The sequence below is a fragment of the Spirosoma rhododendri genome (assembly GCF_012849055.1).
In the GTDB taxonomy this organism is placed as follows: Bacteria; Bacteroidota; Bacteroidia; order Cytophagales; family Spirosomataceae; genus Spirosoma; species Spirosoma rhododendri.
Genome location: NZ_CP051677.1, coordinates 1,199,998 through 1,214,784 on the forward strand (window position 1 = coordinate 1,199,998; position 14,787 = coordinate 1,214,784).

Annotated in this window: 11 protein-coding genes, 1 tRNA gene and 1 pseudogene; 11 read left to right on the forward strand and 2 right to left on the reverse strand. The window is 55.5% G+C overall.

Annotated elements, in window-relative coordinates:
* Window positions 1-150: 150 nt before the first annotated feature.
* Both HH216_RS04715 and HH216_RS04720 read right to left on the reverse strand, forming a co-directional pair.
* Window positions 151-1,083: a DUF4249 domain-containing protein gene (locus HH216_RS04715; RefSeq protein WP_169549749.1), complete on the reverse strand. Its 933-nt coding sequence runs from the start codon at window positions 1,081-1,083 to the stop codon at window positions 151-153.
* A complete protein-coding gene (locus tag HH216_RS04720) occupies window positions 1,083-3,479 on the reverse strand; it encodes a TonB-dependent receptor (protein WP_169549750.1) in 2,397 nt (798 codons plus the stop codon). Before HH216_RS04720 ends, HH216_RS04715 begins: the two co-directional genes overlap by 1 nt.
* A gap of 231 nt (window positions 3,480-3,710) precedes the next feature.
* On the opposite strand from HH216_RS04720, the gene HH216_RS04725 reads away from it, so the two are divergent.
* The 11 genes and pseudogenes from HH216_RS04725 to HH216_RS04775 all read left to right on the forward strand — a co-directional run bounded on the left by HH216_RS04725 (window position 3,711) and on the right by HH216_RS04775 (window position 14,709).
* A complete protein-coding gene (locus HH216_RS04725; RefSeq protein WP_169549751.1) occupies window positions 3,711-5,051 on the forward strand; it encodes an NAD(P)/FAD-dependent oxidoreductase in 1,341 nt (446 codons plus the stop codon).
* 354 nt (window positions 5,052-5,405) lie between these two features.
* The gene (locus tag HH216_RS04730; protein ID WP_169549752.1) at window positions 5,406-7,502 is read left to right on the forward strand and encodes a S46 family peptidase; all 2,097 of its coding nucleotides are present in this window, start codon (window positions 5,406-5,408) and stop codon (window positions 7,500-7,502) included.
* 96 nt (window positions 7,503-7,598) lie between these two features.
* Window positions 7,599-8,120, forward strand: coding sequence for a DinB family protein (locus HH216_RS04735; RefSeq protein ID WP_169549753.1), 522 nt, complete (start codon window positions 7,599-7,601; stop codon window positions 8,118-8,120).
* 40 nt (window positions 8,121-8,160) lie between these two features.
* On the forward strand, window positions 8,161-10,362 hold the full coding sequence (locus tag HH216_RS04740) for a S9 family peptidase (protein ID WP_169549754.1): 2,202 nt from the start codon (window positions 8,161-8,163) through the stop codon (window positions 10,360-10,362).
* An 83-nt stretch (window positions 10,363-10,445) separates the two neighbouring features.
* A pseudogene (locus tag HH216_RS04745) lies at window positions 10,446-11,128 on the forward strand (NUDIX hydrolase).
* Between the two features lie 70 nt (window positions 11,129-11,198).
* Window positions 11,199-11,270: transfer RNA gene (locus HH216_RS04750), tRNA-Arg, on the forward strand.
* Window positions 11,271-11,441: 171 nt separating this feature from the next.
* Window positions 11,442-12,764, forward strand: a complete 1,323-nt coding sequence (locus tag HH216_RS04755) for a site-specific integrase (RefSeq protein ID WP_169549755.1) — start codon at window positions 11,442-11,444, stop codon at window positions 12,762-12,764.
* Window positions 12,765-12,782: 18 nt separating this feature from the next.
* A complete protein-coding gene (locus tag HH216_RS04760) occupies window positions 12,783-12,992 on the forward strand; it encodes a hypothetical protein (protein WP_169549756.1) in 210 nt (69 codons plus the stop codon).
* A 41-nt stretch (window positions 12,993-13,033) separates the two neighbouring features.
* On the forward strand, window positions 13,034-13,858 hold the full coding sequence (locus HH216_RS04765; RefSeq protein ID WP_169549757.1) for a hypothetical protein: 825 nt from the start codon (window positions 13,034-13,036) through the stop codon (window positions 13,856-13,858).
* Window positions 13,859-13,945: 87 nt separating this feature from the next.
* Complete coding sequence (locus HH216_RS04770; RefSeq protein ID WP_169549758.1) at window positions 13,946-14,278, forward strand: helix-turn-helix domain-containing protein; 333 nt, start codon at window positions 13,946-13,948, stop codon at window positions 14,276-14,278.
* A complete protein-coding gene (locus tag HH216_RS04775; RefSeq protein WP_169549759.1) occupies window positions 14,275-14,709 on the forward strand; it encodes a hypothetical protein in 435 nt (144 codons plus the stop codon). Before HH216_RS04770 ends, HH216_RS04775 begins: the two co-directional genes overlap by 4 nt.
* The last annotated feature ends 78 nt before the right edge of the window (window positions 14,710-14,787 follow it).

Here is a 14,787-nt window from a genome sequence, read left to right on the forward strand (position 1 = left end):
CTGGAGACAATCTGGCGGGGGCTTCTGTTTTTTACAACTCGTCCCAGACAGCATCCCTGCTGTCGGAGCCGTCAGGCTAAAGTTACCACATCCCGATAAGCCGCTGACGCGACTACGACAGCAGGGATGCTGTCTGAGACAACTAATCTTTCAGTTTACGGTGAAGCCGATGGTCGAGCTATTATAGCCGGAGAAACAGCCCAGTCCACCAGTGATATTGCTGGGAATCAGCACGGGTTCGGCAAAGGGGTTGCCCCGCACGCGGCCCTGCCGAATTACCGCCGAACGGTATTGGTAATACGCAGCATCGACAGCCAATAGACTCACAGCCACCCGACTCCCGCTGAACTGCTGCCGGAACCCCACCGCGTTGGCAACCGACACATTACCCAGAAACGCCCGACCGGAAGTCAACGTAGTTCCATCAACATCCGAGTCGTCGCGTAGCCCCCGGAAATCGTCGTCGAAGTTGAGGTTGGTGTACGTAAAGCCCGACACGGTTGTACTGTTTGTGGTGGCGGTCCTGCTGACCGGCATTTGCAGCGTGCCGATAGCCTGATAGTAGTTGGGTTGCCCGGCGGGGTCCTGCCAGGTGGTACGGACGAAATAGCGACGGGTGCGGTTGTTCTCCATCAGCGAGTCGACCTGCACCGCCGACAGGCTGACGGGCGCGGGAATGGTGCAGGTCGCCGATGCCCGCTGCCCTTCAGCTGTGTTTACATTGAGCGTGTAGGTACGCCCGGTTATGATCGGTAACTGCCCGGCGGGGACGCTGTAATACGGTAGCCCATTGGCCATGTAACGCAGCCGGACAGACCGGCTTCCGTCGCCGAGCGTTACGGTAGCACTGGTCACATTACCATCAGTCAGACTGGCACTGATACTGTCGCCCAGCACCGTTCGAGACTGGGTTAATTTGACCGCCAGCACCGTATCCTGCGGTGACAGGAAGCCCGTGACGACCAGCTTGGCGGATTCCAGACCCAACTGGTCGGGACTGATTTCGGTACGCAGACTGCCACAACCCGCCAGCAGCAGGCCACTCAGGAAGATGAACCAGTGAAGAAAAGCCGGGTGTCGCATCAGAATTTAAAGGAATAGCTTACGGACGGAACGACCGGGAAAACGGAGTACCGTACCAGCACGGTTTTGTTGGGTTCACCGTTGGTCTGCGCGACCGATTCAAGCCGGTAGAAGAACGGATTCCGGCGGTTGTACGCATTGTACAAGCTGAATTCCCACGTTCGTTCGTGGTGCTTTTTCTGCTTGTGGAACTGCACGGCAACGTCGAAGCGGTGGTACGGCTCTGCCCGAAAGCTGTTTTTCTGCGTACCGTAATCATCAACCACGCGGCTGTTCTGAAACAAACCGCCAAACTGCCCGCCCCCACTCAGGTTGGCGTAACTGCCGCCCGGCCGGTAGGCGTCGTAGCGGCCCGTGGGCAGGGTCAGGGCGTTGCCAGTGCCGTAGACCCACGTGCCTGACAGCGTAATGCGCTTGTTAAGTTCGTAAATGCCGACCACCGAAATGTCGTGCCGCCGGTCGTAGCGGGGGTAGTAGGGTTTGCCATTATTGAGATCGGCAAACTGCCACTGCGTCCACGAAAGTGTGTAGCCGACCCAGCCCGATAGTCGCCCGGTTTTCTTTTGCAGCAGCACTTCAGCCCCGTAACTCCAGCCCCGCCCGGCCGTTACGTTGTCTTCCCAGCGCGTATTGTTCGCCGAGGTTGGGTCGTTGAGCAGCAGAAAACTGGCCCCTTCCTTATAGTTGATAATGTTGCTCATCGTCTTGTAATACCCCTCGACGGTCAGAGCCAGCCCCCGGTCGGGCAGGTCTTTGGCGATACCGATGGCTACCTGCTGTGACTGCTGTGGCCGGACGCGGTCGGTCGTGGGCACCCACAGATCCGTCGGTAGGCCGATACCGGTATTGGAAAGCAGATGCACGTACTGATTCATCAACGCATACGACGCTTTCAGCGATAGGTCGGGGCGGAGCGTATAAGCCGCCGACAGCCGGGGTTCGGGGCGGAGGTAGCCCACGTCGGGGTGTTTGTAGTAACTCAGCCGCAGCCCCCCATTGACCCGTAATCGCTCCGACGGTCGCCAGGTGTCTTCGGCGTAAACGCCCGATTCCAGCACATCGATGTTCTCTACACTCTGCCGATACTGATTGACCAGCGCATTTTGCAGCACGATAGCACTGGGCGTAAACCGGTGGTACGTCGTTTGCGCGCCTACCCGAACAGCGTGCTGCGGAGACGGGTAATAGTCGACGTCGTATTTGAGCGATACGTCGCGGATGCCAGAACTGTAACCCAGCGAGTACGTCTGGTTGTCAACGGCCCCGCGCTCGGTCGAGTTAATCTGAAATTTGTAATCGCTGAACGTCGCCGACAGGTTCGAGAATAGCTTTTCGCTGACCAGATGGTTCCAGCGGAGCGTACCGGTCGCATTGCCCCAGCCCAGCCCCGTCTCCGTAGCCGACTGCACATCGCTCGCGTAGAACCGGTCGCGCCCGAAGTAGCCGCTCAGGTACAGCTTATCGTTTGGGCCGAGGTCGTAGTTAGCTTTGGCGTTGAGGTCGTAGAAATAATACCCGGCGCGGGTCTGTCCGTTGGTCTGTGCCCGAATGATGGGGGCTCCCACCACGTCGAGGTACGTCCGCCGACCTGATACCAGAAACGACCCTTTTTTCGACTTCGTCAACGGCCCTTCCAGCGTCAGCCGCGATGCAATCAGGCCGATACCGCCTTCGCCGTGCAGCTTCTCGCGGTTGCCGTCTTTCATGTTCAGCTCGATCACCGACGACAGTCGACCACCATACCGGGCGGGGAATCCACCTTTTATCAGTTCGACGCTCTTGATAGCGTCGCCGTTGAAGACCGAGAAAAAGCCGAACAGGTGACTGGCGTTATAGACCACGGCATCGTCCAGAATAATCAAGTTCTGGTCGGGGCCGCCACCGCGTACGTAGATGCCCGTTTGCCCTTCGGAGCCTTTCTGCACGCCCGGCATCAATTGCAGCACTTTCAGGACGTCTTTCTCACCCAAAAACGCCGGAATCTTCTTGATCTGGGCAATCGGTACGTCGATGGCACTCATCTGCGCCGTTTCACTCACTTTCTCCTGCGGAGCCGCCCGCACCTCCACTTCCGACAATTCACGGCCGGGTGCCAGCGAAACATCGACGCGCTGATTGGTCCGTAGCCGCACCGACCGGCTGCTGGTTTCGTAGCCGACGAACGAATACGCCACCCGAACACTATCCCTGGCGGGCAGCGTCAGCGAATAAAAACCGTACGTGTTGGTGGTGGTGCCGGTAGTGGTGCCGGGCAGGTAGATATTGACACCGATGAGGGCTTCCTGACTACCGGCTTCGCGCACGTAGCCGCTAATGGTATAACGGGTTGACTGGGCCTGCCCGACTACGCTTATGAACACGCCAAGCCAGAACAGACCGTAAGTAAATAAACGCATGAAACGAGTGGGTAAGTCGGCTGGGCAGAACCGCTGGCTTTTATAACGATGGGTTGGCTGGCCGTCATATCAAAGATAAAGCATAATACGCAGACAGGCGGCAAATCGCGGCAGTACCAGCCGGGCCAGTTTGCTCATTCTTAGCGGTTTTTTAACCCAGCCCGGCAAACAAAACGGCTGATTGCGAGGTAATACTGTCGACTACAACCGATGCCAGCGCATCCTGCCTATATGCTTCAATTCGACAAATTATCGCTCAATATACCCGACACCCAAAAGCCCCGCATCGTTGTCATCGGTGGCGGCTTTGGCGGCATGAATATGGTTAAAAGTCTGCGCAACGCGGGGATGCAGATCGTGCTCTTCGACAAGCAGAACTACAACGGTTTCTGGCCCCTGCTGTACCAGGTAGCCACCGCCGGGCTGGAGCCGGACGCCATTGCCGAGCCGTTCCGCAAGATGTTCGACGATGTCGAGGATTTTCATTATCGCATGGTGCGCGTCAGCAAGATCGATCCGGCCACCAAGACCGTGACGACGCTCATCGGCGATCTCAAATACGATTACCTCGTGATTGCGACGGGCTCGAAAAGCAATTACTTCGGCAACAAGCAGATCGAGCAGTATTCGTTTCCGCTCAAAACGATTCCCGAAGCCCTCAACGTACGGAGCCAGTTTCTGCAATGCTTCGAGCAGGCCAGCGTAACGACCGACCCCGCCGAGCGCGAAAGTCTGCTGACGTTCGTTATTGCCGGTGCCGGACCGACGGGCGTGGAAATGGCCGGTTCGCTGGCCGAGATGCGTAAGCACGTTCTGCCCGCCGACTATCCGGGGCTTGATTTCAGCCAAATGAAAATCTACGTGGTCGAGGGGCTGGGCAAGGTGTTACCGCCTATGTCGGAAGAAGCGGGGAACGATGCAAAGCGATACCTCGATGATCTCGGCGTCATCGTCAAACTAAACACGCTGGTCGACAACTACGATGGGCAGACGGTAACGCTGAAGGGGGGCGAACAGATCCGGTCACAGACGCTGGTTTGGGCAGCGGGCGTAACCGGAGCCATGATCGAGGGGATTCCGTCGGAGGTGGTGGAGCGAGGCCGGATTCTGGTCGACCCGATCAGCCGGATACAGGGCCTGACCGACGTGTTTGCCATCGGCGACATTGCCTTGATGAAGCTGGAGAAATGGCCGAAAGGACACCCCGGCGTCGCGCAACCCGCGATTCAACAGGCCGAGCATCTGGCGAAAAACTTACAACGGATGCGCAAGGGAGAACAACCCACGCCATTCGATTATTTCGACAAGGGCTCACTGGCAATCGTCGGGCGGAGCCGCGCCGTTGCTGATTTACCGGGCAACATTCACCTCGGCGGCTTCATCGCCTGGATGTCGTGGCTGTTTGTCCATATCTTTTACCTGGTCGGTTTCCGCAGCAAGCTGATCGTGTTCAGCAACTGGATGTACCGGTTGTTCACCTACCAGCGCGGCACCCGTATCATCATCCGCCCATTTGTCCGCAAAGACGATAAAGTGGGACAGGAAATGCTGGAACGCAACGAGGCTGTGTAATCGCACCCTACTACGGTCGGCTCTTTCACCTCCGGCCCTTTGAGATGTTGTCTGGAGAATGATTTTTTGTCATCCCGACGACAGGAGGGATCTTCGGTAGTAGGCAGTTTTGTTTACTTCTAGCGAACCGGGCCGCCGGAGCGGATCCCTCCTGTCGTCGGGATGACAAAAAAGGCAATGTTGACGCGGATTGTCCTTCCCCAAACAACCTCTCAGGGGGCCGGGGGTAGATGGGCCGAGTAAAAATTGGCCATTAGCAAATCTGAGTTAAGAACTTGGCGACGCTACCGCAGACCCTTACCACACTATCGTCTTTCCGCTACATTTGCATGTATACTTCCTTCATCCGTATTCATGCTTCGCCACTCCTTCCGTTCCCTGATTCTGCCGGGTTTGCTGGCAGGTGCATTTTCCCTGCCTGTTTCGGCGCAACTCGTCCCCACTGCGGCTGATTCGGCCAAAGGTGGACCGGCTGACTTGGGCAAGATGTGGACGTTCGACGCTCCGCCCGCAGCCTATTTTCAAAAGACATACAATTTCACACCCGACGCGAAATGGTTCGACGAAACACGGCTGGCGGCTCTGCGCTTTGCCGACTATTGCTCGGCCTCGTTCGTGTCGGCCAACGGGCTGGTAATGACCAACCATCACTGCGCCCGTGAGTCGGGAACGGGCGTGCAACGCAAAGGAGAAGACCTCAACAAAACGGGTTTCTACGCCAAAACGCTGACCGAAGAGCGCAAAGTCGATGGGTTGTTTGTCGATCAGTTGGTGCAGATTGAAGATATTACCGGCCGGGTGCAGACGGCAATGGGTCAGGCCGGTTCGGAAGAAGACAAGCTACAGGCCCGCGAAAAAGCATTTGACGACATCAAGAAAGAATACGAGACAAAGACTGGCTGGCAGGGGCTGCAACTTCAGACGATCACGTTCTACAACGGCGGGCGGTACTCGCTCTACGGTTTCAAACGCTACACCGACGTTCGGCTGGTGTTTATGCCCGAACTGCAACTCGGCTTTTTCGGGGGCGACTACGACAACTTCACCTACCCGCGCTATGCCCTCGACTGCTCGTTTTTTCGGGTTTATGACAACGGGAAACCACTGAAAACGACGCACTTTTTCAAGTTCAACCCTAGCGGTGTCCGCGAGGGCGAACCCATTTTCGTCGTCGGCAACCCCGGCCGGACCGAGCGGCTTAAGACCGTCGCTGAACTCGAATTCGACCGCGACCTGCAAACACCTGCTACGCTGGACCTGTTGAAAAACCGGTCGAAAGCCTTGCAGGCGTACAACACAACGGTCAAGAACGACAGCATTCTGAACGAGATTTTCAGCTACGAAAACAGCATCAAAGCGATTAGCGGTCAACTGGCCGGTCTGCGCGACCCGTTTCTGATGGCCCGCAAAGCCAATTTCGAGAAGCAGTTTCAGGCGGCAGCGACGGCCAAGAACCTACCGGCCGATCAGTTACAGACGTGGAAACAGCTTGCCGACAACACGACTAAACTACGCACCCTGTTCAAAGACGCTACCTACCTCGCCCCCAACGACCGCACCGTCGGGCAACTGTTGCCCTTCGCGGCTCTGTTGGTGCAGTACGGTCAACTGGCCGCGCAACGGCCACAAGACGCCGAACGGGCGCGGGGTCTGGTCGTTGCGCCGGTCATCAAAAACAGGCAGATCGAAGAAGCGTATCTGGCGGCTCACCTCGCCGAAGCACAGGCCGGGCTGGGCAACGACGACCCATACGTGAAAGCTGCCCTCAACGGCAAAACACCCGCCGAAGCAGCCGCTTATCTGCTCAAAACCACGAAGCTGACCGACCCGGAGTTTATCAAAGACTTAGCCACGCGGGGCGGGTCTATCAATAGTTCGAGCGAGCCGCTGCTGGCACTGGCCCGGATCGGTTTTCCCCGCTACATACAGGCCGCGCAGCAGGCGCAGGCACTGTCGCAACAACAGGAAGTTTTGCGCGGGCAACTGGGCCGGATGCTGTATGCCGTCTACGGGGCCGCCGTTCCACCCGACGCGACGTTCTCGCTGCGTATCAACGACGGCGTAGTGAAAAGCTACGATTACAACGGCACCAAAGCCCCGGTCGTCACCACGTTCTCGGGCCTGTACGACCGCAGTTATTCCTTCGCCGGTCAGGCCGCGTGGCAGTTGCCCGACCGCTGGAAAACTCCACCAACGGCTTTGCTAAAGGAGCCGATGTGCTTTATCACGACCAACGACATCATCGGTGGTAACTCCGGCAGCCCGATGATCAACAAAAACCGGGAAGCGGTGGGGCTGGTCTTCGACGGCAACATCGAAAGCCTACCCGGCGAGTTTATCTTCGTCCCCGACGCTAACCGCAGCATCTCCGTCCACGCGGGCGGCATGATCGCAGCGATGCGCTACATCTACAAAGCCGACCGGCTCGTGACGGAGTTGGCGGGTAAGTAGTTCAAGGTTTGAAGTTTAAGGGTTAACGTTGCTCCGGTGCATAGCGAGTAGCAGCTAACCTTGAACATTGAACCGCAAACATTAAACCCCTGAAAAGTGACCCAAAACGACCTACCGGCGATGCCGCCATTTTTTGATCGGTACATCAACCTCGTACCGAAAAGCGATGTTCTCGACGCGCTGAAGCAAGCCGCATCATTTGACGCCCTGATCGACGCGCCAACGCTCGAACGACTGGGCGACCGTCGCTACGCGCCCGGCAAATGGACCGTGACCGACATTCTGCAACACATCATCGACACCGAGCGGATTCTGGCGTACCGCGCCCTACGTATCGCCCGCAACGACAAAACGCCCCTGCCCGGCTTCGATGAAGAATCGTTCGCGGAGTTCACCAATGCCGCTAATCGTACCGTCGCCGATTTGTACGAAGAATACGAACAGCAACGCGCGTCGACGATCCGGCTGTTCAGCAGCTTCACCGACGAGATGCTGCTGCGTTCCGGCACGGCGTCCGACAAACCAATTTCGACATTGGCGCTGGGTTTTGTGCTCGTCGGACACGCGCAGCACCACGTCAACATCCTGCGCGAACGCTATCTGCCGTTGCTGGCGTAAATTGCCTGACCTCTTTTTTCATCAACAAACAACCTGTTTCATGATTCGACAAACTACCGTGCTGTTACTCTGCGTCGCGCAGATGGCACTGGGGCAAACCAAACAAAAAGTCACCGTTACCGACCTCACCCGCATCAAGCAGGTGGGGGCCGTCGATCTGTCGCCGGATGGCAAACGCGCCGTGTACGCCCTGACGACAATCGAACCCAACCCCGACCAGAAAGACGAATACGACTACCGGACGCACCTTTACCTGACCAACCTGCAACCTGGCGACAGCCGCGCCCTGACGCGGGGCAGCGAATCGGCCCGGCAGGCGGCATGGTCGCCCGATGGCAAGTCAATTGCGTTTTCACGGACGGTAAAGGGCAAGCCGCAGGTATTTGTGATGCCACTCGACGGGGGCGAAGCCTGGCAACTGACCAGCACACCCTACGGCGCGTCGGGGCCAATGTGGTCGCCGGATGGCAAGCGGATTGTGTTCACGGCCACCGTGTCGATGGCCGAGATGCTGAATGACTCCCTGCTGAACCCATCGAAGGGCGGGCCGGTATGGCCGCTCGAAAAACCGGGTTTTCGGACTAACGACTTTGTTAAAATCGACAAAAAAGTAAAAGCGAATCCCGACGGATCGCTGGCCGAAGTCCGGGCGTACCTGAACAAGGACGTTGAGGATAAAAAGGCCAAGGTCATCAACCGGCTAAACTTTCAGGGCGAATCGACCACCGAACCCGACCCCAGCTTTACGCACCTGTACATTGTCGATGTCACCGAAAAAGCGCAGCCCAAACCGCTGACGCGCGGCTTCTCGACTACGCGGGCGGCTGTCTGGCTTCCCAACGGGCAGGGTCTACTGGCCGTATCAGACCGCGATTCGCTCAAACACCCTGACCGCGAGCAGGACAACGCCATTGTGTTCATTGCTGCCGATGGGTCGGGGCAGCGTCGTCCGGTGCTGAGCGAAGCGGGAAAAAGCTACGGCTCCCCCACCCCCTCGCCCGACGGTAAGCTGTTGACCTATCTGGTATCTCCCGCCGAAGGCATCACGCAGTCGCAGGTCGGATTGGTAAGTCTGAATGGCACGACGGTATCGACTCCCCGGCTCGTCACATTCGACCGGGCGGCTGGCAATATGACGTGGGCTAAACTGCCCGCTGCGGGCAAAAAGGCCCCTGCCGGTTACGCGATTTACTTCACGGCCAACGCCAACGGCGGGGTGCCCATCTACCGGCTCGACCCGGCGTCGCTACAGGTCACGCAACTCACCGATTTCGAGCAGGGCATCACCAGCTTCGACGCCGAAAACGGACAACTTCTTTTTTCGCGTACGGAACTCGTCAACCCATCCGAACTGTACAAAGCCGACGCGCTGGCGAAAAATGCCGTCAAGCTGACGACGCACAACGACTGGGTGGCACAGCGGCAGTTGAGTACGCCCGAAAAACGCACCTACAAAAACTCGCTCGGCCAAACCGTCGACTACTGGATCATGAAACCGGCCGTGGTCGAAACGGGTAAGACATACCCTCTGCTGCTGAATATGCACGGCGGCCCGACGGCCATGTGGGGGCCGGGCGAATCGTCGATGTGGCACGAGTTTCAGTATATGTGTTCGCAGGGCTACGGCATCGTATACGCCAACCCGCGCGGGTCGGGCGGCTACGGGCTGAACTTCCAGCAGGCCAACAAAAAAGACTGGGGCACCGGCCCGACTGAAGACGTACTGGCAGCCGCCACCGCTGCCGCCCGCGAAAAATGGGTCGACACGAGTCGTCAGGTGATTACGGGTGGCTCGTACGCGGGCTACCTGACGGCCTGGATTGTGGGGCACGATAACCGCTTCAAAGCCGCTTTTTCGCAGCGCGGTGTTTACGACCTGACTACGTTCCTCGGCGAAGGCAACGCCTGGCGGCTGGTTCCTAATTATTTCGAGTACCCATGGATGCCCGGCGCGCAGGTACTCGACGCCAACTCGCCCTACACCTTCGTGCAAAACATCAAAACGCCCCTGCTCATCAAGCACGGCGAAAACGACCTACGCACGGGCGTTATCCAGAGCGAGATGATGTACAAAAGCCTGAAAATTATGGGTAAACCCGTCGAATACGTACGGATGCCCGGTGCCACGCACGAACTGAGCCGCAGCGGCAACGTCCGGCAGCGCATCGACCGGCTACTGCGGATTTACGAATTCTTCGAACGCTACGTCGGCCCCGACGCGCAGGGTCTGACGCAGAAATAAACCCAACCACACGAACTGTTTCGCGGTTAGATTGCTGAATCGACGCACTGACGTCGATTCAGCTTTTTTTATCCCCTATGATGATGAGCAAACCAACCCCGGAGCCACTTGAGCAGGCCCATAAATTTCAGTTCTGGCAAGAGCAGATGATCAGCAACGGCCTGATCATCAATAAGATTGACGAGAAGTACATCCGCCGACGTCATAACGGCGAAGTGCTGTTTGCCATGCTGGAGGTCGACGCTACCACGCCCGAAGGCGACAAGATTCCCCCGCCCTGTTTTTGAAAGGACACGCCGTTTCGATGATGGTTTGCCTGATCGATGACCAAACGGGCGAAAAATTCGTCGTACTTGTTCGGCAACGGCGCATCTGCGACGGGTCGCAAACGTATGAGCATCCGGCCGGTATGGTCGACGCCAGCGACGCTCCCGACGAGGTAGCCGCCCGCGAACTAAGCGAGGAAATCGGTATGACCGTCACCCCCGATGCGCTGACTCAGCTAAACCCCCGGCTATTCTTCCCGAGTACCGGCACCAGCGACGAAGGCATGCACTTCTTCTTTATTGAGCGTACCCTGCCCCGAAACGAAATCATGGCATTCCACCACAAGAATATGGGCAGCGATGCCGAGTTTGAACGGATCACGACCGTTGTAACGAGTTTGCCAGAATCGCACAAGCTGATTAACAACGTTAACGGCCTGTTGCTCAACTTCATGTACCTTAAGCACGTCGGCGATTACAAAACGATGGCGTTGTTGTAAGGTTTTTTCGGCGTTGCATTGCGTCTATTCAACCGCAATCCTTATCTTTGCGGTCCCAACCGGGGAATTTGCTTCCGTAGTTCAATGGATAGAATTTCGGTTTCCGGTACCGACGATAGGGGTTCGAATCCCTTCGGGAGCACAAATCCTGTATTTTACCCGATACAGTGAAACGGCAAAAAGGCTAACTATCAACTAGTTAGCCTTTTTTGTTTATCTAGCTTTATCGAAAGAAATACGGTTTCGTCAACTAAATCCGTCAACCGCATCAGTATTGTTTGTAACTTGGAAGTGACCAAACCAAGTACTGCTGATGAAAACCGTATCCGATCAGGACGTAAAGTTTCTGCTCAAAGACCCCCGCGCCGACCGGCCAACCCTCATTTCGCTCGTTTATCGGTACAATAACACCCGGCTTGTCTATTCAACCGGCCTGACTATTGAGCCTTATCAGTGGGATATTGCCAACCAACGCGCACACGTCAACCAGAAAGGCCGAACCATACGGGAAACGTATCAAACCATCAACGCGGGTATTGATCGCCACAGGGCCGCGTTTAAGACCGTCCTGACGCGCCTGCAACTGGCAAACGTCCCACTCGACAACGACACGCTGAAACAGCACCTGAACGCCGAAATGGGCCGGGTGAAGAAACCCAAACCCGAACCTGTTGTTGAGGTTGACCGGGAACCGTTTACGGCCTTCATCGAACGGTTTGTAAGTCTGGCAGAGGATGGCAAACGGCTGAACGCAAAAAACGCCCGCTATTCCCGCTACACGTTAGCCAGCTACCGCGTCCTGAAAGGGCTGCTGATCGAATACAAGACAGACACCCGCAGCCCGATTGATTACGACGCCTTTAGCCTGACGTTCTACAACAGTTTCAAGATATGGCTAACCAACCGGGGCCTGTCGCTGAACTATGTGGGCTGTCTGCTGAAGAATCTGAAGATATTGCTGAAACAGGCACACGCTGACGGACTCCACACAAACACCGTATTTCAGCACAGAGACTTCAAAAAGTTCTCAGAGGACGTAGACAGCGTTTACCTGTCTGACGACGAGCTGACGGCAATCTTTACCCTCAGCCTGACCCAAACACCGGGCCTTGATCGGGCGCGTGACCTGTTTCTGATTGGCTGCTTCACGGGGTTACGGTTTTCGGACTTCTCCGAACTACGGCCCGAAAACATCACACACAACGGCCGAACGCTGACCTGCCGAACGCTGACCTGCCGAACGCAGAAAACAGCGGAGCGGGTAGTAATACCCCTTAACTCCAAAGTGCGGGCTATTCTGGAAAAGTACGACGGGGTGCCCCCTCAGCCGATCAGCAACCAACGCCTGAACGAACATCTGAAAGAATTAGGCAAAAAGGCAGGGCTAACGGAGCGGGTTGAGGTTACCCGCACGGAGGGCGGTAGCCGTAAAACGCGCTACGTTCAAAAATGGGAGTTGATAGGCACCCACACCGCCCGCCGTTCATTCGCTACAAACGCATATCTGGCAAAGGTTGACCCGGTTCAGATTATGAAGATCACCGGCCACCGTTCCGAAAAGATGCTGCTACGCTACATCAAAGTTTCATCGGAGCAAAACGCCATGCTGCTACTTGACCACGCTCACTTTCAATAACAGCAAACCACGGCAACCATGCAAGGCATACACGTTATAAACGACCCCAACGGCAAACCCTTCGTGCTGACCATTGACCTACACAACCTTGCACCCGACGCTGTTCCGCTCGTCGTTGGTCTGCTGAATTTGTTGGAGCAACAGGCAGAGGAAACTGACCGCCCTAACTGGCAGGCGGTTTCTCAGACCTTGCTTAATCAAGGTTCTGGCACTGGTGAACATATTTAAGTAGGCAGTGACCAATAGACGTGTAAAACATCCCCAATGATATGCCATTTGAAAACGTAACAACTGTCAATAATCTACTAAGGAATTCAATTGAGGGTATTGAATTCTTATTGAGAAACAGAGATAACTTATTCTACACTGTCGCGCCTAATTCCGACTTCATGAAGAGGGCGATAGATGTGGCTATCAGTCTACAAAAGTTGGATGACGACAATTTAGTTGATCGCTTCAGTGAAGAAATATCAAACAGTTTTCTATTGAGCGATGACAATAATAAACTTTTGAGACTTTTGAATGTTGTGTCAGGCAAAATATTTGAATTATGGGGATCTTTGAGCAAGTATAACGAGAGTAATGTAGCCGATGAAAACACTGATAAGTACTTATCTCAGCATGATTACGAAATATTAACTATCATCAAAAAATACGCAACTCTTACATCAAATAAGGAACGGTATGACAATGCCTATTACCCGATAATGAGAGTTATAGAGGAGTTATTTAACGAGTCTGACCGGATAAATGAAATGAAACGTTTCTCTTTCTACGATGACACGCAAACAACATTAATTCCATCACCGGAGACATTCCAACCAATAGGTTCTGATGTAAAACTTCTGTGGAATGGTACCAACAGAGTACTATATGATCTTTTTGCTCAATTATCTCTGATAGATGTCAAGCCAGGACAGCGATTGATTGGAAATACGATTAAAGAATTAGCACGGTTCTTATCAGAGCACGTGGAAGGTTTACCAAGTGTGGAAACGGTAGAGAGGGAATTGGAAAAGATGCGGGAGCCACAGGGATTAGAGAAGGCAAAACGGGGACGCATTGATTTACACATTACGAAAGAGACTGACTAATTTAACTTGTTACGGGAAACGTTACGCCCGTAAAAATCTGCTGATTCACTTACGCCAACTTTGAGCCGTACTAAATCAACTACGGCCATGTACGGCACAGTAACACAAATACAAATAACGCCCGATCAGTTGACCGAACTGGTACGGGGGGCCGTTCGCTCTGAACTGGCTAACTACATACCGCCCGCGCCGGAAGGCTCTACCCTGCCGGACCTGCTAACACGTCGCCAGACAGCCGACGCCTTACAAGTTAGCCTGACGACCCTACACGATTGGGCAACAGATACTGACGACCGCCCGGCGGTGTTGGTGCCGCGCAAAATTAACGGCCGGGTACGGTATCAAAAGGCAGACGTATTGGCCGCGCTAAAACAGCCGCGCCGGTTCCGGCATAAGGCAGACGAGGGCCGGAACCAATGACGTACATACCTACCTCCCACCGCCTGACGTACCGGCTAGACCATGACCGGGGCCGGTACATCGTGAAAGAATGCGAGCCGGGTTTTTGTAAGGTTCCCCGCGAATTGACGGTTGAGGAACGACGGTTTAATGAAAACATAGACGCTGATTTCATTTTGCGCGGTCCTGAAACACAGAAGAAAGGAACGGGTAAAGGCGCAGGACGCACGATCAAGTTCTTTACCGGGCTGCAACGTACCGACCATACCGGCGTTTACATCGGCAACGTGGTCACGTTTGGGCAGGGCGGCAGCAAGGTCCGTAACGGTGTGCTGATTCGATTCTCAGCCGATGCCGGGTCTATGATTCTTCGTTATTTCCCGGCCTACTATCCTTTCCCGAAAGACCGGGCCGCGTTTGTGTCGGCTATCGTTGGCCGGGGCCTGCTCTAATCTTTCTCTTATCAAATGACCCGCCCCGCGTGGATTCGTCCAGCGTGGGCAATTGACCGCACGTTGACCGTGGGAGCG

Bases quoted from the DNA above. Each gene is read 5' to 3' on its own strand.
- HH216_RS04715 (WP_169549749.1), bottom strand. From the start codon at position 1,083: ATGCGACACCCGGCTTTTCTTCACTGGTTCATCTTCCTGAGTGGCCTG.
- HH216_RS04720 (WP_169549750.1), bottom strand. From the start codon at position 3,479: ATGCGTTTATTTACTTACGGTCTGTTCTGGCTTGGCGTGTTCATAAGC.
- HH216_RS04725 (WP_169549751.1), top strand. From the start codon at position 3,711: ATGCTTCAATTCGACAAATTATCGCTCAATATACCCGACACCCAAAAG.
- HH216_RS04730 (WP_169549752.1), top strand. From the start codon at position 5,406: ATGCTTCGCCACTCCTTCCGTTCCCTGATTCTGCCGGGTTTGCTGGCA.
- HH216_RS04740 (WP_169549754.1), top strand. From the start codon at position 8,161: ATGATTCGACAAACTACCGTGCTGTTACTCTGCGTCGCGCAGATGGCA.
- HH216_RS04755 (WP_169549755.1), top strand. From the start codon at position 11,442: ATGAAAACCGTATCCGATCAGGACGTAAAGTTTCTGCTCAAAGACCCC.
- HH216_RS04760 (WP_169549756.1), top strand. From the start codon at position 12,783: ATGCAAGGCATACACGTTATAAACGACCCCAACGGCAAACCCTTCGTG.
- HH216_RS04765 (WP_169549757.1), top strand. From the start codon at position 13,034: ATGCCATTTGAAAACGTAACAACTGTCAATAATCTACTAAGGAATTCA.
- HH216_RS04770 (WP_169549758.1), top strand. From the start codon at position 13,946: ATGTACGGCACAGTAACACAAATACAAATAACGCCCGATCAGTTGACC.
- HH216_RS04775 (WP_169549759.1), top strand. From the start codon at position 14,275: ATGACGTACATACCTACCTCCCACCGCCTGACGTACCGGCTAGACCAT.